This window comes from Alcanivorax sp. DG881 (assembly GCF_000155615.1).
Lineage (GTDB): Bacteria > Pseudomonadota > Gammaproteobacteria > Pseudomonadales > Alcanivoracaceae > Alcanivorax.
The window spans coordinates 1,557,160-1,573,639 of sequence record NZ_DS989915.1 but is presented as its reverse complement, the minus strand read 5'-3'; the positions used below and the strand labels follow the sequence as shown (position 1 = coordinate 1,573,639).

13 protein-coding genes are annotated in these 16,480 nt (G+C 57.8%); 6 read left to right on the top strand and 7 right to left on the bottom strand.

Features of this window, described 5'->3' with window-relative positions; translation table 11 throughout:
- Positions 1 to 166 precede the first annotated feature (166 nt).
- Both ADG881_RS07000 and acs read right to left on the bottom strand, forming a co-directional pair.
- Positions 167 to 817, bottom strand: a complete 651-nt coding sequence (locus ADG881_RS07000; RefSeq protein ID WP_007149538.1) for a response regulator transcription factor — start codon at positions 815 to 817, stop codon at positions 167 to 169.
- 148 nt (positions 818 to 965) lie between these two features.
- Positions 966 to 2,915, bottom strand: coding sequence for an acetate--CoA ligase (gene acs, locus ADG881_RS06995; RefSeq protein WP_007148958.1), 1,950 nt, complete (start codon positions 2,913 to 2,915; stop codon positions 966 to 968).
- A gap of 382 nt (positions 2,916 to 3,297) precedes the next feature.
- Between acs and ADG881_RS06990 the strand changes: the two genes are divergently transcribed.
- Positions 3,298 to 4,497, top strand: coding sequence for a DcaP family trimeric outer membrane transporter (locus tag ADG881_RS06990; protein ID WP_007149794.1), 1,200 nt, complete (start codon positions 3,298 to 3,300; stop codon positions 4,495 to 4,497).
- 194 nt (positions 4,498 to 4,691) lie between these two features.
- Here ADG881_RS06990 and ADG881_RS06985 read toward each other — a convergent pair whose 3' ends face one another.
- The 4 genes from ADG881_RS06985 to ADG881_RS06970 all read right to left on the bottom strand — a co-directional run bounded on the left by ADG881_RS06985 (position 4,692) and on the right by ADG881_RS06970 (position 7,621).
- Positions 4,692 to 5,090, bottom strand: a complete 399-nt coding sequence (locus tag ADG881_RS06985) for an ectoine synthase (RefSeq protein WP_007149683.1) — start codon at positions 5,088 to 5,090, stop codon at positions 4,692 to 4,694.
- A 91-nt stretch (positions 5,091 to 5,181) separates the two neighbouring features.
- The gene (gene ectB, locus ADG881_RS06980; RefSeq protein ID WP_007149054.1) at positions 5,182 to 6,486 is read right to left on the bottom strand and encodes a diaminobutyrate--2-oxoglutarate transaminase; all 1,305 of its coding nucleotides are present in this window, start codon (positions 6,484 to 6,486) and stop codon (positions 5,182 to 5,184) included.
- A gap of 51 nt (positions 6,487 to 6,537) precedes the next feature.
- Positions 6,538 to 7,080, bottom strand: coding sequence for a diaminobutyrate acetyltransferase (gene ectA, locus ADG881_RS06975; protein ID WP_007150912.1), 543 nt, complete (start codon positions 7,078 to 7,080; stop codon positions 6,538 to 6,540).
- Positions 7,081 to 7,084: 4 nt separating this feature from the next.
- Positions 7,085 to 7,621 carry a MarR family winged helix-turn-helix transcriptional regulator gene (locus ADG881_RS06970; protein ID WP_007149076.1) on the bottom strand — a complete coding sequence of 179 codons (537 nt, stop codon included), beginning with the start codon at positions 7,619 to 7,621 and terminating at the stop codon, positions 7,085 to 7,087.
- Positions 7,622 to 7,979: 358 nt separating this feature from the next.
- Between ADG881_RS06970 and ADG881_RS06965 the strand changes: the two genes are divergently transcribed.
- A complete protein-coding gene (locus ADG881_RS06965; protein ID WP_007150973.1) occupies positions 7,980 to 8,564 on the top strand; it encodes a TRAP transporter small permease in 585 nt (194 codons plus the stop codon).
- Between the two features lie 51 nt (positions 8,565 to 8,615).
- Positions 8,616 to 9,896, top strand: a complete 1,281-nt coding sequence (locus ADG881_RS06960) for a TRAP transporter large permease (RefSeq protein ID WP_039926386.1) — start codon at positions 8,616 to 8,618, stop codon at positions 9,894 to 9,896.
- A gap of 101 nt (positions 9,897 to 9,997) precedes the next feature.
- Here the strand turns inward: ADG881_RS06960 and dctP are convergent, their stop codons facing one another.
- Positions 9,998 to 11,020: a TRAP transporter substrate-binding protein DctP gene (gene dctP / locus ADG881_RS06955; RefSeq protein WP_039926384.1), complete on the bottom strand. Its 1,023-nt coding sequence runs from the start codon at positions 11,018 to 11,020 to the stop codon at positions 9,998 to 10,000.
- Between the two features lie 204 nt (positions 11,021 to 11,224).
- Between dctP and ADG881_RS06950 the strand changes: the two genes are divergently transcribed.
- The 3 genes from ADG881_RS06950 (at position 11,225) to ADG881_RS06940 (ending at position 16,337) form a co-directional block, all read left to right on the top strand.
- Positions 11,225 to 12,136: a tetratricopeptide repeat protein gene (locus ADG881_RS06950; protein ID WP_039926383.1), complete on the top strand. Its 912-nt coding sequence runs from the start codon at positions 11,225 to 11,227 to the stop codon at positions 12,134 to 12,136.
- Positions 12,137 to 12,311: 175 nt separating this feature from the next.
- A complete protein-coding gene (gene folE2, locus ADG881_RS06945) occupies positions 12,312 to 13,271 on the top strand; it encodes a GTP cyclohydrolase FolE2 (RefSeq protein WP_230457703.1) in 960 nt (319 codons plus the stop codon).
- A gap of 435 nt (positions 13,272 to 13,706) precedes the next feature.
- The gene (locus tag ADG881_RS06940) at positions 13,707 to 16,337 is read left to right on the top strand and encodes a LuxR C-terminal-related transcriptional regulator (RefSeq protein WP_083787467.1); all 2,631 of its coding nucleotides are present in this window, start codon (positions 13,707 to 13,709) and stop codon (positions 16,335 to 16,337) included.
- Positions 16,338 to 16,480: the final 143 nt, after the last annotated feature.

Genomic DNA, 16,480 nt, shown 5'->3' with positions numbered 1-16,480 from the left:
GCGGCGCGATAACCCAGGTATGAAAAGACAGGTTTGCCACAGAGAACACAGGGTTCACGGAGGAAAAGAAGGGGGCTTTCTCAGTGACCTCTGTGGTGAAAGGCTTTTGAAGCTGGCCTCAATCGCGCCGCCAGCGACGCTCCTACCGCGACTCAACCTTTAGCGCTTAGTCCAGGCCGGGAGGCTCGATGGCCAGGTCTTTGAGGGCCAGTACCGCCTGGGTGCGATTGCGCACACCCAGCTTACGAAAAATGGCGGTCATATGGGCTTTCACGGTGGCTTCCGATACGTCCAGCTCGTAGGCAATCACCTTGTTCTGCATACCTTCCATCAGCATGCCCATGACCCGAAACTGCTGCGGGGTCAGGCTGGTGATTCGCTCGCTCATGGCGGAGTGGTCTGGCAGCGTTGGGGGCATGGCTCGGCGGGCTTTTTCCGGTAGCCAGCGTTCGCCGTCCATGATCTTGCGCATGGCATCGGTCATGGTGTCCACGGAAGCGGATTTGGGAATAAAGCCGTCGGCACCAAAGTGAATGGCGCGCTGGATCACGTCCACGTCTTCGGTGGCTGAAATTACCACCACCGGCACTTTCCTGTATTGCTCACGCAGGTACACCAGGCCGGAAAAGCCGTGGGTGCCGGGCATGTGTAAATCCAGAAGAATGACATCGAAGGGGATTGCTTGCTGGCCCAGTACTTCCAGAGTGGCGAGCGAGTCGGCTTCATGGATGTTGGCACCGGCAAAGCTGGCCTCTACGGCCTGTATCAGGGCCGCACGGAACAGGGGGTGATCATCGGCAATCAGTATGGTTGTCATGGCTCTGATTTAAGCATGTTGCGTGCGAAGAGCCCAAAAAAAGATGGGAATGAAAAAAAGATGCTGCCCGGGGAGGGCAGCATGGGGAAAGGAAACACAGAAAACATCCATGTTTCATCAGCGTATGCGGTTTCAAGTGGCGTCTGTATCAACGGTTCAGCCGGGTTTCAACCAGGTTGGCTACCACCGCCGGATCGGCCAGGGTGGAGATGTCGCCCAGGCTGTCGTGTTCGTTGGCCGCCACCTTGCGCAGGATGCGGCGCATGATTTTGCCGGAGCGGGTTTTCGGCAGCCCATGGGTAAAATGGATCAGGTCAGGGGTGGCAATGGGGCCGATTTCCCGGCGCACCCACTGGCGTAATTCGTCATGCAGGGCATCGCTGGTGTGCTCGCCATCATTCAGGGTCACATAGACATAAATGCCCTGGCCCTTGATGGTATGGGGATAACCGACGACGGCGGCTTCGCACACCTTGGGGTGTGAAACCAGGGCGCTTTCCACTTCCGCGGTGCCCATGCGATGACCGGACACATTAATCACGTCGTCCACACGACCGGTAATCCAGTAGTAGCCATCTTCGTCACGACGCGCCCCGTCACCGGTGCAGTAATAGCCGGGGAAGCTGGTGAAGTAGGTTTGCACAAACCGTTGATGGTCGCCCCACAGGGTGCGGGCCTGGCCGGGCCAGCTATCGGCGATGACCAGGTTGCCTTCTGCTGCGCCGTGCAGCAGCTTGCCGTCGTTATCCACCAGTGCCGGCTGGACACCGAAAAAAGGCAGCGTGGCAGCGCCGGGTTTGGCTTCAATGGCACCGGGCAGAGGGCAGATCATGATGCCGCCGGTTTCTGTCTGCCACCAGGTGTCGACCACAGCGGCCTGGCTGTTACCCAGCTGGTCATGGAACCATTGCCAGGCGGCCGGGTTGATGGGCTCTCCGGCCGTGGCCAGGATGCGCAGGCTGTCGCGTCGACTGTTGGCACAGCAATGATCGCCGCCGGCCATCAGCGCGCGGATGGCGGTGGGAGCGGTATAAAGAATGTCGATATTGTAGCGGTCAATAATATCGCCGACCCGTTGATCGTCCGGGTAGTTGGGCACCCCTTCGAACATCACGCAGGTGGCGCCGTTGGCCAACGGACCGTAGACCAGATAAGTATGCCCGGTAATCCAGCCCACATCGGCGGTGCACCAGTACACTTGCCCCGGGTGGTAATCGAAGGCCAGCTGGTGGGTCAGCGAGGCATAGACCATGTAGCCGCCGGTGGTGTGCAGTACACCCTTTGGCTGCCCGGTGGAGCCGGAGGTATAGAGGATGAATAGCGGGTCTTCCGCATTCATGGGCTCCGCTGGGCAGTCGCCGTCACTGAGTGCCAGCTGCTCATGAAAATCCAGATCGCGTTGCGCAAACCAGTGAGTGTCACAGCCCACATGGTTCACCACCAGTACCTTGTCGACGCTATCGGTGCCGGCCTGTTCCAGTGCGGCATCCACGTTGTCTTTTAGCGGTACGATCTTGCCGCCGCGACGCCCGCCGTCTGCGGTGATTACCATTTTGGCACCGCAATCGGCGATGCGGCCCGCCAGGGCGTCCGGAGAAAAGCCGGCGAACACCACCGAATGAATGGCGCCGATGCGGGCGCAGGCGAGCATGGCGAATACCGCTTCGGGAATCATGGGCATGTAAATCATCACCCGGTCAGCTTTGCCAATGCCCTGCTGTTTGAGGGTGTTGGCCAGCTTGCAGACGTGTTGGTGTAACTGCTGATAGGTGATTTGCCGGCGATCCTGGTCCGGAGAGTCCGGTTCCCACAGTAGTGCTATGCCGTCTCTGTTGGTGGCCAGGTGGCGGTCAATACAGTTTTCTGCGGCATTCAGCTCACCATCATGAAACCAGCGAATGTGCAGATCATCGGGGCTGAAATGGGTGTCGCGAATCTGTTGGGGGAAGTGCTGCCAGTCGATCCGCTGTGCCTGTCGGCGCCAGAAGCCAACGCTGTCATCCAGACTCTGTTGGTACAACGCATGGTAATCATTGCCGTCAATCCAGCAGCGATCTTTCAATGCCTCTTTAACCGGCATACGCAGGCCCGTTTCCATGGGACTTCCCTCACTCGAAAAAGTGCTCACCAGAAAAGTGGAGCAGAAATGAATGCCACGAGTGTGCAAAAACAGGAGGCCGGGCTGAATTAGACCTTGGTCTTAATGACGCCACAGGCGACACGCTTCACGCAACAAGGAAAAGCCGTCAAGGCACTGCTCCGGGTTTATCTCTCTGTTTGTGGGAGGCGACGCTGGCATCGTGCGGTTATTCAGTAGGCAGAAACCTTGTCATCACTCACGTTTTCCTGGTCAGGCATTTCGCGTCGGGGCTCTGACGTTTAATCACCTTCGACCTATGGCTAATAGAGTGTTGGTACAACGCTCAGCAAGCTGTCAATCGGAGTCACTTTCGTGTTGATGACAATAAGAGGACAGGGCCATGACAGTAAAAAAAGCCACGTACTTGTGCGGCGCTCTGGTGCTGGCGCAGGCAGGCATTGCCAGCGCCGATACCACGCTGGAGGAACGTATCATCGTGCTTGAAGAGCGGATGGATGGTGTAAAGAGCGGTAATACCCAAATCGATTTCGGCGGCTTTATCAAAGCCGATACCATGTTGAGTAAATACAGCGATGGCGACCTGGCTGGCGGTTCGGTCGGGCGCGATTTCATGGTGCCGTCCACGATCCCTGTTGGGGGAGAGGCCAGTTCGGAAGAGCTGGACTTTATTGCCAAGCAAAGCCGCTTTTGGCTGAAAAGTGAAACCATGACCTCTGCCGGCATGGTGCGGGGGCATATCGAAATTGATTTCCAGACCAACGATATCGGTGACGAGCGCATCAGTAACAGCTATGCACCGCGTATTCGCCATGCCTATCTGACATGGGACAAGTGGTTGTTCGGGCAGACCTGGTCCACCTTCTTTAATGTGAGCGCGCTACCGGAAACGCTGGATTTTGTTGGTGCAGCGGGGACGGTGTTTGAGCGTCAGCCCCAAATTCGTTATACCAGCGGTGGTCTGATGCTCGCGGTTGAGAACCCGTCCACGACGCTCTACGGCGGTGCGCAGAACCCCTATGACGACAATGCCATGCCGGACCTGGTGGCGCGCTATAACATTGCCGGTGACTGGGGCAATGTCAGTGTCTCTGCCATGGGGCGTGAACTGGCCTATCAGGATACGATTGGTGGTGTGGATCAGGATGAAAGCGAGTACGGCTACGGCCTGTCGCTGGCGGGCCGCATGATGCTGGGGGCCATGGACGATATTCGTTTCCAGGCGAACTATGGTAATGCGCTGGGCCGTTACACCACGCTCAACGCGTTCCGCTCAGGACAGATCGAGGCGGATGGCAGTATTGAGCTGATTGATCAATGGAGCGGTGTGCTGGCGTTGCGTCATCACTGGAGTGATCGCTGGCGTTCCAACTTTGCGGTTTCAGTAAGTGAAGCGGATAACCCCGATACCGTGGCGGTGACCACCAGCAAGCGGGTGCAAAGCGCCCACGCCAACCTGATCTGGCAGGTCGCGAAACCGCTCTCTCTCGGCGGCGAGCTGATCTATGGTGATCGGGAAATCGAGAATGGGGACGACGGCAATCTCAAGCGCGTGCAGTTCACTGCCAAGTATGCGTTCTGAATAAGAGGCGCTGCACGCAACATGCAGCACGTCACACGCAAAAGAAAGGGGCGCTTCGGCGCTCCTTTTAATTGCGGGATTGGCGTGTTGCGTGAAGCATGGTGGATGTTGCGGCCGCGAAGAGACATAAAAAAAGGACGCCGAAGCGTCCCTTTTTTGCGTGCAAGCCTGTTGCATGCTGCATGATGCGTCTCTTAATCCACATCTGCCGGGTACACGCCGTTCTCGTCGTGCACTTCCTTGCCGCTCAGGGGCGGGGTAAAGGCACAGGCGACGACCATGTCTTCGTTTTCGCCACCGTAGAGGTAATGCTCATCGTGCTCGTCGAGCAAATAGATGGTGCCCGGGGTCAGGTCATAGACCTTGCCGTCATCCAGGGTTTCGATCTTGCCGCTACCGGAAATCACGTAGACGGATTCCCAGTGGTTAGCGTATTTGATGTGGGTCTTGGTGCCTTTGAAGATGGTGGTGATGTTGAACGAGTGCCCCATCTTGTCTTCTTTCAGAGACAGGCGGACAGACTGCCAGTTACCGTTTTCGGCTTTAACACAGCGGTCAGACTTCTCGGCTTCAGCCAGAGTGCGAACGATCATGGATAACTCCTGAGCTAAAAATCGGGGGAGGGAGAGGAATAACGCTCCCCCTTCTCCCGAGAAAGGAGGCGGGGGAGCGTGAACCGCCGTGTTAGGCAGTGATGCTGGCCACGGAGTGAGCTTCGCCGCGCTTGATGCGGTCGGTCATCACTTCTTCGACGCTTTCCTTGACGATCTCAAGGGCGCGAACCAAGTCTTCTTCGCTGATGGTCAACGGGCACAGTGTCTTGATCACCTGATCATCGGCGCCGGAGGTTTCAATTACCAGCTGACGCTTGAAGCAGGCTTTGGTGATTTCGCCAGCGACTTCGCCATCGCGGGCGACCAGGCCCTGCATCATGCCGCGGCCGTTCAGGTAGAACCAGTGATCATCGTAGCTGGTGGCGATAGCACGGAAGTGGTCGGTAATGATGTCCGCTTTCTTCTGCACTTCCTTGGCGAACTTGTCATCGCGCCAGTAGTGGTTCAACGCTGCAGCGGCAGTCACGAAAGCCAGGTTGTGGCCACGGAAGGTGCCGTTATGCTCGCCCGGCTTCCACAGATCCAGTTCCGGCTTCATGAGTACCATGGCGAAGGGCAGGCCATAGCCGCTCAGGGACTTGGACAGGGTGATGATGTCAGGGCTGATGCCGATGTCATCAAAGCTGAAGAAAGAACCGGTACGACCACAGCCAGCCTGGATGTCATCCAGGATCAACAGCATGTCGTGCTTGCGGCAGACTTTTTCCAGGTTACGCAACCAGTCGAAGCTGGCCGCGTTGATGCCGCCTTCGCCCTGTACGGTTTCCACGATGACGGCCGCAGGATGGTCAACGCCGCTGGAGGAATCGCCCAGTACCTTGTCCAGGTATTCGGTGGTGTCGAAGGCATCACCCAGGTAGCCGTCGTACGGCATGGGGGTGACACCGCCCATGGTAACGCCAGCGACGCCACGGTGGTGGCTGTTACCGGTGGCGGCCAACGCGCCCAGGCTTACACCGTGGAAGCCGTTGGTGAAGCTAATGATGTTTTCGCGACCTTTGATGTTACGGGCAATTTTCAGTGCCGCTTCCACCGCGTTGGTGCCGGTGGGGCCGGTGAACTGCATCACGTGGTCCATGTCGCGAGGTTTCAGGATGGTTTCATAGAACGCATCCATGAACTCACGTTTGGCAGCGGTATGCATGTCCAGGCCGTGAACGATGCCGTCGCGCTGGATATATTCCAGCAGCTTTTCTTTCAGGACCGGGTTGTTATGGCCGTAGTTCAGGGTGCCTGCACCGGCCAGGAAGTCGATGTATTCCTTGCCGTTTTCGTCGTACAGGTAGCTGCCTTTTGCCTGGTCGAATACCACCGGGAAGCTACGGGCATAGCTCATTACTTCCGATTCGTGGCTTTCAAAAATGTCTGTATCCATGATTCCTGTCCTCGCTTGAATTCGGGTTTGCTGGTGCGTTGCGGGCTGCGTTTACGCTTCGTCGCGATTAAACGGGCCGATCCGCAGCAGGTATTCGTCGTTATGTTCGCCGGCAAAGTGAATGCGCGAATCGAACAGAATAAATTCTTCCGTGGGCATGCTGCGCTGGTAGGCGAAGCTGCGGAACATGCCCCAAGAGGCTTCGTTGTCCGGGGTGATGGTGGTCTCAATGAACTGAACATCGGTGCTTTCTTCGCGCTCGATCAGTTCGGCCAGCATGCGCTTGGCCAGGCCCTTGCCCCGGGCTTTTTCGTGCACCGCTACCTGCCAGACAAACAGGACATTTTGCTGCTTGGGCGGGATGTAGCCGGAAATAAAGCCGACCAGGTCGCCGTCCATCTCTGCCGCCACGGAGGTGTCGGCAAAGTGGGTGCACTGCAGCAAGTTACAGTAGACGGAGTTCTCGTCCAGCGGCTTGCACTCGCTGATCAGTTTGTGAACCCGGCTACCGTCCTGGCTTTCAGGTTTACGAAAGGTGATGTCATCCGATTTGTCGGTGGATGAATCCGTTTTTTTCGCATCGTCTGCTGACATGGTTTCACTTATGGTCCGTTTTGGAGAAAGAGTTTGCGTCCCGGCGGCTGTTCATTTCTACCGCCGGTTGCGCGCGATCAATGGCCCCCAGATCCAGCACCGGCGAGGCGTCGATATCGCCGGCATTCATCATTGCCGCAACCCGCTGCAGGGAGCTAAGAATTAAAGATTGCTCCCAATCCTCAAGGCGGTCAAAGCGTTCGATGAATTCGTCCTGGAGCGGGGTGGGGGCCTTCTCGATGATACCCAGGCCGGCGGAGGTCAGGTGGGCATAAACACGGCGTTTATCCTGCTCGCCGCGCTTGCGTCCCAGTAGCTCCCGCTTTTCCAGACGGTCGAGAATGGTGGTGACGGTGGCCTGGCTCAGCGATACCTCGTTGGCCAGATCCCCCATGGTCATCTCACCGTGCGCCGCAATCGCCTGCATGATGAGAAGCTGGGGCGATGTCAGGCCGGAAACCTTGCTCAGCTTTCGTGAGTAGAGGTCCGTGGCGCGAATGATCTGTCGTAATGCGATTAGCACGTCTTCGTGTCTGGCCATTGCCGAAAATTCTCTTGATAACAAAGTAATGTGACCGAAATTAGACATGGTTTGTCTGCAATCACCTTTGAGATGTAAAGATTCTATCTCCATCAAAACAGGGCAATGGCGAGTAATCCCTTGCGATAAGTGGTAGGCTATCTTAGAGATAAAACATTTAGATGTCAAAATAAATACCGGACAGTGACGGTGTTGTGACCGGCTATATCGTCTGCATTCCTTGCTCTGCGGGGGTTTATGGCCTGCCAGGGGGAAAGGCTCGCAGTTTCGACAATCGCACATGTTTTGTGTCACAAAGGACTTCTCAAGTTCCCGAATCCGGGGGCTGTTTTTCGTCGTCGTGTTTATAGGCGTTGCCATGATGATTGATTCCTTTCTTCTCGTTCTTTCCTGGCTGGATCGCACCCTGGGGGTGATTGAGCGCGTCATTATCGGTGGCTGCATTCTGGCCATGGCCCTGCTGATGAGTGGCCATGTGGTGGGGCAGACCCTGTTTGATGAAGGGATTCCCGGCACCTATGAAGTGGTGAAAATGCTGATCGTGATACTGACCTTCGTGGGGCTGGGCTATGCGGCCCGCCACGCCCGCCACATCCGCATGTCCGCCATCTATGAACAGCTCAATGGCAAGGCCCGCAAGGGGCTGCAGATGTTGATCTGCCTGGGGACGGCGACGCTGATGTTTTATTTCGCCTGGAAATCCGGTCAGTACGTCTTTGATATTCAGGAGCGTGGCCGGGTGAGTGCGTCACTGCAGGTGCCCATGTGGCTGGTCTACCTGTCACTGCCTGCGGGGTTCAGCATGGCCGGCATCCAGTACCTGCTGACCTTTACCCGCAATGCGGTATCGCCGGGTGTCTGGCGGTCGTTCAACGAAGAAGAAAGCTATGAAGCGGTGCCGCTGGGTGCGACAGCGGTGGATGATCAGGATGGCCAGCGCTGATGCGTAGCCGGTTTTTTGCTGTGAGTGCTGCTGAATGAGGGGGTTGTCGCTGTGTTAATCATTCTGGCTGTGATCATGCTGGTGTTGCTGATGATGGGGTATCCCATGATGGTGCCGCTGGCGGTGGGGACATTGTTCATGATGTTCACCGGGCTGACTTTCTTCGGCCCGGACCAGGCCATCACCTGGATGGTCAATGGGGTTGGCAGTTGGGTGCTGGCGGCCGTGCCCATGTTTATCTTCGCCGCGGATATTCTCACCAAGGGCCATACCGCCAATCGGTTACTGGATGTGGTGGATGCCTTTACCCGGCATCTGCGCGGCGGTTTGCCCATTACGACGGCCATGTCTTGCGCGGTGTTTGGCGCGGTATCCGGTTCCACCCAGGCCACGGTGGTGGCTATGGGTGGTCCCATGCGCCCACGTTTGCTGGGCAAGGGTTATTCCGACAGCTTTGCGCTGGCGCTAATTATCAATGCCAGTGATATCGCGCTACTGATCCCGCCCAGCATCGGTTTCATTGTCTATGGCGTGGTGATGAAAACCTCCATTGGCGACCTGTTTTTGGCCGGTATCATCCCGGGCCTGCTGGTGTTGCTGATGTTTTCCGTCTACTGCTGGATTGGCGCCCGGGTCAAAGGGATTGAGCCAGAGGAGCGGGCCAGCTGGGGAGTGCGCTTCAAGGCCATGCGCGGGGCAATCTTGCCACTGGGCTTCCCGATTCTGGTGGTCGGCGGCATTTATGGCGGGCTGTTCAGTGCGGTGGAGGCGTCGGCCATCGCGGTGGCGTATGCCTTGCTGTTGGAAGTGGTGATTTTCCGCAAGGTCAGCGTGAAGGACCTGGGGGGGCTGGCGCTGTCCTCCGGGATGATCACCGCGGTGGTCTTTATCCTGGTGGCCATTGGTGCGGCGTTTTCCCATACCCTGGGTACTGCCGGGATTCCCGAGAAGCTGCTGGGGCCGGCGATTGAATCCATTGGTCAGAATCAGGTGGCGGCGCTGGCGTTGATCGCCGTGGCGTTCTTTATTGGCTGCATGTTTGTGGACCCCATCGTGGTGATCCTGATTCTGGTGCCGATCTTCAAGCCATTGATTGAATCCGCCAACCTGGACCCGATCCACGTCGGCGTTATTGTTACCTTGCAGGCGGCCATCGGCTCGGCCACGCCGCCGTTCGGGTGCGATATCTTCACCGCCATCGCGGTATTCCGTCGCCCCTATCTGGAGGTGATACGCGGCACGCCGCCGTTTATCTTCATGCTGTTGATAGCGACCTTCGTTCTGATTCTGTTCCCGCAGTTGTCACTGTGGTTGCCGGGGTTGGGTGGCTGATTAGCGCTTAACCTGCTGCGAGCCCCGTGCTGTGGCCGCAGAGCGGCATAAAAAAGCCCGGCCAACCGGCCGGGCTTTTTCATGTTCGGCTACCAGGGGAATTACTGCCCTTTGGCGGCCTCGTCGAAGGCGGACAGCAGGGCATTGAGTGACTGTTCACCCCGTGCGCCCACTTCATCGATGTAGATCTGACGTACCGGCTTGGCTTTCTTGCGGAAGGCGTCACGCTGGGCCTCGGTCAGTTCAACAATATTGATGTCGCTCTTTTCCTTGATGGTTTCCAGCCGCTCTTCGTTGTACTGGGTCTGGATATCATGGCCTTCGCGCACCAGGGTCTTGGTGATGCCGTCGATCATCTTCTGCTGGTCCGCAGACAGGCCGTCGTACCAGTCGGCGTTACCGATCAGGGTGGCGACGAACTGGGATTGCTGCGCAAAGATCATGTAGTCCTGGACTTCATAGAACGCCATTTCCTCGTGGGCAAACACCGGCTGGATGTTGCCTTCCGCCTGGCCCTGCTGCAGCGCGCTGTACAGTTCGCCGTAGGCAATAGAGGTGGGGGAGGCGCCATAGGCCTTGTAGGTGGCCCGCAGCAGGCTGTTGTCCATCACGCGGATGCCCAGGTTCTCGATGTCCTCAGGGGTGTTGATGGCCTTGTTGGTGGTCCACACCTGATAGCCTTCAGGTAATGCCGCCAGCGGCACCAGGCTGCGCTTGCGGAACGATTCCTGCCACGCCTTGCTCTTCAGGAAGGTGTCGCTGTTCAGGCCTTGCGCGGTTACCCATTGGTCGCTGGGCATGATGTAGTTCAGGTTGAGCAGCTGGCTTTCCGGTACGGTGCCGCCCAGGGCGCCGGAACCAAAACCCAGCTGAATGGCGCCGCCCTGGATCGCGTCATACAACGCGGAGTAGCTGGAGCCCCATTTGCCATAGGGGAGCAGTTGAACGTCAATCTCCCCGTCACTTTTTTCTTCCACCAGCGCTTTGAAACGTTCGGCGTAACTGTGCTGAACACTGCCTTCAATTTCCTCCAGGCCGAAACGCCAGGTGTCGGCGTTGACGGTGGTGGTCGTGGCGGCAAGAAAGCCAAAAGTAGCGGCGCAAATAAATCGATTAAGTCGCATGCCTTTACCTTGATATTGCTTGTGGGTGGCATTCACTACATTGCATCGGGGCTAGGCTGTCAAGGGAGCAGCCTGCAACGCTGGTACCTCGGCAGGCTTGATGCGACCATAGGCAATGTTTCCCGGTGTGTTCCCGTCTGTGCGAGTTTCCTGGCGGGAAATGCACAGGCAAAAGGCGATTGGGTGTATTGAGAGGGCAAGGCATTGATCAGACACATTCTGCGTACCGGTCTATTGGGCATGTTGTTGGCGCTGGCTGGCAGTCTCTGGGCAGAGCAGGAGCCCGCTTCGCCTGAGCAAGCGCCGAGAGCGGAAGCCCAGAGCGAGATCGAAAAAGGGCCGGTGATTTCCCAGTTCCGGGAAAACTGGATCCTCGGTGAGCTGCGTGCCCTGCGCCAGGACATGATGGAATACCGCAACCAGATGAACCTGCTGGTCACCGACCGGGAGCTGGAAGTGGCCGACAAGGCCATGGGGTACGCCACCAACACGGTGACCTACTTTTTCTACCTGATTGCCGGTGCCGCTTCGATTCTCGCCCTGGTCGGCTGGTCCACCATTCGTGACCTGAAAGACAACGTGCGGGTGTACGCGGAAAAGGAAATGGCGCGTCTGACCAGCGAGTACGAATCCCGCCTGGCGGACCTGGAGCGCGAGCTGCGCCGCAAATCCCTGTCCATCGCCGAGAACCAGGAAGAAATCGAGCGAACCAACGACATTCACAGCCTGTGGCTCAAGGCCACCAAGGAGCCCAGCGCCCAGGCCAAGATCGAGCTCTATGACCGGATTCTGGAATTGCGCCCGGATGATCCGGAAGCGCTGGCCTGGAAAGCCGATGCGGCTCTGGAGCTGGGCGAGCAGCGCTGGGCGCTGAGCCTGTGCGACCGGGTGCTGGAAGTGGACGAGGAGAACTCGCATGCCCTGTACCAGCGTGCCTGCGCCTGGTCCGGGCTGGGGGAAATCGAGAACGCCCTGACCGACCTGGCGGCCGCCATCCAGACCTCGGAGACCCTGCGCCGCCACGCCCGCAGCGAAGAAATGTTCGAGCCCCTGCGCGAGCTGCCCCGCTTCCTGGAATTGGTCGGAAGCGACGAAGATTCGGGCTTTTCTGCCTGATAGCCCCTTTCTGTTGCGGTTATAGCGAAACCTGCGCCCGTAAATGGTCAATTTGCGGGACAGTTTCTGCTAGACTTGCCCCCCTTGTATGAGCGGGCGATGACGAACGGATTACCGTTTCGTTCACCTGGGCAGCCTTATCCTGGCTGTTTTCAGTGCCCCTATGGAGAATCCCATGACTCGTGACAACGGTGCCGGTAGCACCAAACAGATGCCGGATGTGGCGTCCAACTCCATGGTGGATCATATCCACACGACCCTGGATTGGGTGGGCATGAGTGAGATCCACTTGCCAGCCCGCGTCAGCGATACCCTGGCTGGCGAGCGCCCGGTGAGCACCTCTATCCAGGCCTATGTGAACCTGGCCAATGCGGATGCCAAGGGCATTCACATGTCGCGCCTGTTCCTGATGCTGGAAGAAACCTTTGGTGATCACTCGGTCAGTGCCGGCTCCATCGAGCAACTGCTGCGTAACTTCCTGCAGACCCATGAAGGCCTCAGTACCCGTGGCTTCGTGCAGCTCGACTTTGAATATTCCATGCGCCGTGCGGCACTGAAGAGCAGCTATTCCGGCTGGAAGAGCTACCCGGTCAGCATCAAGGGCACCCTGTGTGAAGACGGCATGCGTATTGAGCTGTCGGTGGAAGTGCCGTACTCGTCCACCTGCCCCTGCTCGGCCGCGTTGTCCCGCCAGCTGATTCAGGAGCAGTTCCGCAAGGACTTCGCCGAAGGCAAAGTGGATGCGGACGCAGTGTTTGAATGGCTGGGCACGGAAGAGGGCGTGCTGGCCACTCCGCACAGCCAGCGTTCCATCGCCCAGGTGCGCGTGCTGCTGGATCACACAGAAGGCGACGCCTTCCCGATCACGGCGCTGATCGATTCCATCGAAGGCGCCCTGAAAACCCCGGTACAAACCGCGGTAAAACGGGTAGACGAGCAGGAATTTGCGCTGTTGAACGGGCAAAACCTGATGTTCTGCGAAGATGCGGCCCGCCGCCTGAAAACCGCACTGGACCCACAGTCCTGCTACAAGGATTTCTGGTTGCGTGTGAACCACCTGGAAAGCCTGCACGCCCACAACGCGGTGGCGATTGTGACCAAGGAAGTGGATGGTGGTTACCTGCCGATTCCTTGATTAGGAGACGCTGCACGCGACACGCTTCACGCAGCACGGAAAAGAACGTATTCCCGTGACGACTACCGTTATCGCGGGTGATAACACGAAAGCCCTCTTCCCTTGGTCGGGAAGAGGGCTTTTTTGTGTTTGTTGGTAGACGGGGCTCACTCCGCTTTTTGTGGGCGCGATGGTTCCAGCGCGAAGGGCGCCAGCCCCTGATCCAGTGCTTCGTGGTGAAGCCCGGTTTCAGTTGTCCGGCACCGGGCGTCAGGCTGCTTATTGTCGTCACTACGAGGCTAAAATATTGCACGGCAGTCCAAGTGAAATGCGAACCCGGTACGTGTATACCGTGCCGCTATCCGCTAAATTGCCTATTAAAGAAACACCCAGAGTGCGTGCGGGAATGCACTAACTCACTGAAAAATAATAAAAAGACGCCAGGAAGCGATTGCTATGCCCAGCTCGGAGACGCCCCGGCCCCTGAGTGGCCGGTTTTATCGTGCAGACCTTGTCACCCTTCTGAACCAGTCGAACCGGGTGCCGTTAACCTTGTTACTGGCCCCGGCTGGTGCCGGCAAGTCCACCTTGTTGAACCAGTGGCAGGCGCAGCCCGGCGAGCGCCATGTGGTGCAGATGGGATTACAGCGCGCCGATGATGACCCGGTGCGGTTCTTGCGCCGTTTCGCCGAGAAGACCCGGGCCGCGGTGCCGGCGTTTGATACCTCCTGGTTTATGCCGTTCGACGTGTCCGAGCTGCCGCCGTCGTCCATTGCCGACTCACTGTATGACGCCCTGCAGCAAGTGGCATTGCCGTTGTTTATCGTGTTCGACGACTTTCAGCATATCCAGAGTGAAGAAACGCTCAGTGTGATCGCTACCTTGCTGGCAGACCCGCCCGATAATGTGCACCTGATTATTGCCAGCCGCACCCAGCCATTGTTTGACGTCAGCCGGCTGCGGCTGGACGACAAGGTGCTGGAGATCAGTGCTGTTGACCTGAAAGTGCGGCGCAGCGAGGTGAGCGAACTGAATCAGCGGCTGGGCGGTGAGGCCCTGGAAGAGCAGGCACTGGATCACCTGATGGCGATTACCGAAGGCTGGGTGGCCGGGGTGAAAATTGCCCTGCTGGCAGGGATTCGGTCGGGCATGCAAACCCTGCAGGACTTTAACGCCAGCCAGCCGGAAATCATGGATTATTTTGGGCATGCGGTGCTCAAGGGGCTGCCGGACTCTGCGCGCACCTTGTTCATGCAAAGTGCCCTGCTGGACACCGTCAACGCCGAGCTTGGCGATGAAATTCTGCAAACCCGCCAGTCCGCACGGTTGATTGATGAACTCACCAGCCGGGAGCTTTTTCTGGTGCCGGTGCCAGGCAAGCCGGCCAGCTATCGCTACCACGCCTTGTTGCGGGATTTTCTTCAGGCCCGGCTGAAAATCGAGATGCCCGACTGCATTGTGCCGATTCACCGGCGGGCGACCCGTTACTTCATCAAGACCGGCAATTTCGAACAGGCCGTCTGGCATGCCTGGCGCACCGGTGATGCTGCGCTGTTCGGTAACTGCCTGGAAAAAAGTTTCGAGTTCTGGCTGCAGGAAGGGTATTCCAGCCACATTCTTGAATGGGCGGAAACCCTGGACGATGAAACCATACTGGGGCGACTTGAGCTGGCGGCTCCCCTGATCAGCACGCTGACCCTGTCACGGCGATTCTTTCGTGCCCGTTATTATCTTGATGCTCTCAAGGAGCAGGACTTTTCCGGCAAGGAGGCTCGATACCATCACAGTCAGACGGTGGATTTTCTGGAGCTGCATTTGCAGTTATTCCAGCACGATACCGACTTCATGGAAGGGGCTAATCTTTCGTTGCTTATGGAAAGCAGCGGCCACCGGGATATCCGTGCCTTCTCGCTGGCCATGGTGGCTTATTACCACTTGCAGCATGGTCGCCTGGAGTCCGCGCTGGCCTTTTCCTCCCAGGCCCGGGACGTGTTGTTGCGGCTGGGGCAGCGTTTTACGGCGGGTTATGCCGGCTTGATCACTGCGTTGGCCAACCAGCAGCTTGGCCACATTGGTGAAGCGGTGGCCTTCATCGTCGAGAACTTTAACAACACCCGCAGGGATTGCCCCACCTGGTCGCTATGGGCCACCGGCATGGTGGTGGTGTTATACGACCAGAATCGCCTGGAAGAAGCGCAGCAGGTATGTGAAGACCTGCTGCCCATGGTCTCGTCTGCTTCCGCGACAGAAGTGATATCCACCGTTTATCTCACCCTGTCACGGCTGCAGCATCTGCAGGGAAAGCAGAAAAGCGCCGAGCGGATGCTGGAAAAACTGTTGGGCATTTTGCAGCTGGGGAATTACGAACGTTTTGTCAGCATGGCAGTGCTGGAGATGACGCGCCAGGCGTTACTCACCGGCAACTGGCAGCGGCTGGATGTGGTAGTGGACCGTTTTGAGTTGGCGGCCTGGGTGGAAGAAAACCTCGAGGGTGAGGCGTCCATGTATAGCCAGAGTTGGGAGCGGCGCGGGCTGGCCGCAGTGTACTGGCTGATGGCTCATGGCCGTAATGCGGAGGCAGAAACACTGTTGCGCCGGTTGTTGGCGGTGGTGAAAGGGGCGGGCATCAAGACCCGGGCTTCCATCATCGAGGCCAACCTGCTGGTGCTTACCTCAAAAGCCGCCACGGCCACCGAACAAAGCCGCAAGGTGGATGCGTTGATCACCCGCTATGGACTGCTCAATATCAATCGCTCCGTGTTTGATGAAGCACCAGGCCTGGCGGGGTTGATGAATCGGTTGTGGTCGGCAGGGCAGTTGCTGTTGCCGGATTTCTATACCGGGCTGTTTCCGGCGGTATTCAACGCCACCCCGGCCAGTGATCCCCTGGAAGTGGATCCGGATTCCGTCCTTACCCCCAAGGAAAACGAAATTTTCGAGTTGCTGCAAAGCGGCATGAGCAATGCCCAGATCAGTGAATGCACTGGCGTTTCTGTCACCACCACCAAATGGCATCTGAAAAACATCTACAGCAAGCTGGGTGTCTCCAATCGTACCGAAGCTGTGCTGCGCGCCACGCCTAGATAAACACAAGCTTCGAGCTACGAGGCGCGAGGAATGCCCATTTTTTTTGAGCGCCGTGCCCGCGCACGTACGCATGATCGCGGGCACGGCTTTCGAGATGAAGCAAACCCAATCCCGCGCCTCGTAGCTCGAAGCTCATAGCTCGT

Excerpts from the sequence above, each read along its gene's own strand:
- ADG881_RS07000 (WP_007149538.1), bottom strand. The coding sequence starts at position 817 with ATGACAACCATACTGATTGCCGATGATCACCCCCTGTTCCGTGCGGCC.
- acs (WP_007148958.1), bottom strand. The coding sequence starts at position 2,915 with ATGGAAACGGGCCTGCGTATGCCGGTTAAAGAGGCATTGAAAGATCGC.
- ADG881_RS06990 (WP_007149794.1), top strand. The coding sequence starts at position 3,298 with ATGACAGTAAAAAAAGCCACGTACTTGTGCGGCGCTCTGGTGCTGGCG.
- ADG881_RS06985 (WP_007149683.1), bottom strand. The coding sequence starts at position 5,090 with ATGATCGTTCGCACTCTGGCTGAAGCCGAGAAGTCTGACCGCTGTGTT.
- ectB (WP_007149054.1), bottom strand. The coding sequence starts at position 6,486 with ATGGATACAGACATTTTTGAAAGCCACGAATCGGAAGTAATGAGCTAT.
- ectA (WP_007150912.1), bottom strand. The coding sequence starts at position 7,080 with ATGTCAGCAGACGATGCGAAAAAAACGGATTCATCCACCGACAAATCG.
- ADG881_RS06970 (WP_007149076.1), bottom strand. The coding sequence starts at position 7,621 with ATGGCCAGACACGAAGACGTGCTAATCGCATTACGACAGATCATTCGC.
- ADG881_RS06965 (WP_007150973.1), top strand. The coding sequence starts at position 7,980 with ATGATGATTGATTCCTTTCTTCTCGTTCTTTCCTGGCTGGATCGCACC.
- dctP (WP_039926384.1), bottom strand. The coding sequence starts at position 11,020 with ATGCGACTTAATCGATTTATTTGCGCCGCTACTTTTGGCTTTCTTGCC.
- folE2 (WP_230457703.1), top strand. The coding sequence starts at position 12,312 with ATGACTCGTGACAACGGTGCCGGTAGCACCAAACAGATGCCGGATGTG.
- ADG881_RS06940 (WP_083787467.1), top strand. The coding sequence starts at position 13,707 with ATGCCCAGCTCGGAGACGCCCCGGCCCCTGAGTGGCCGGTTTTATCGT.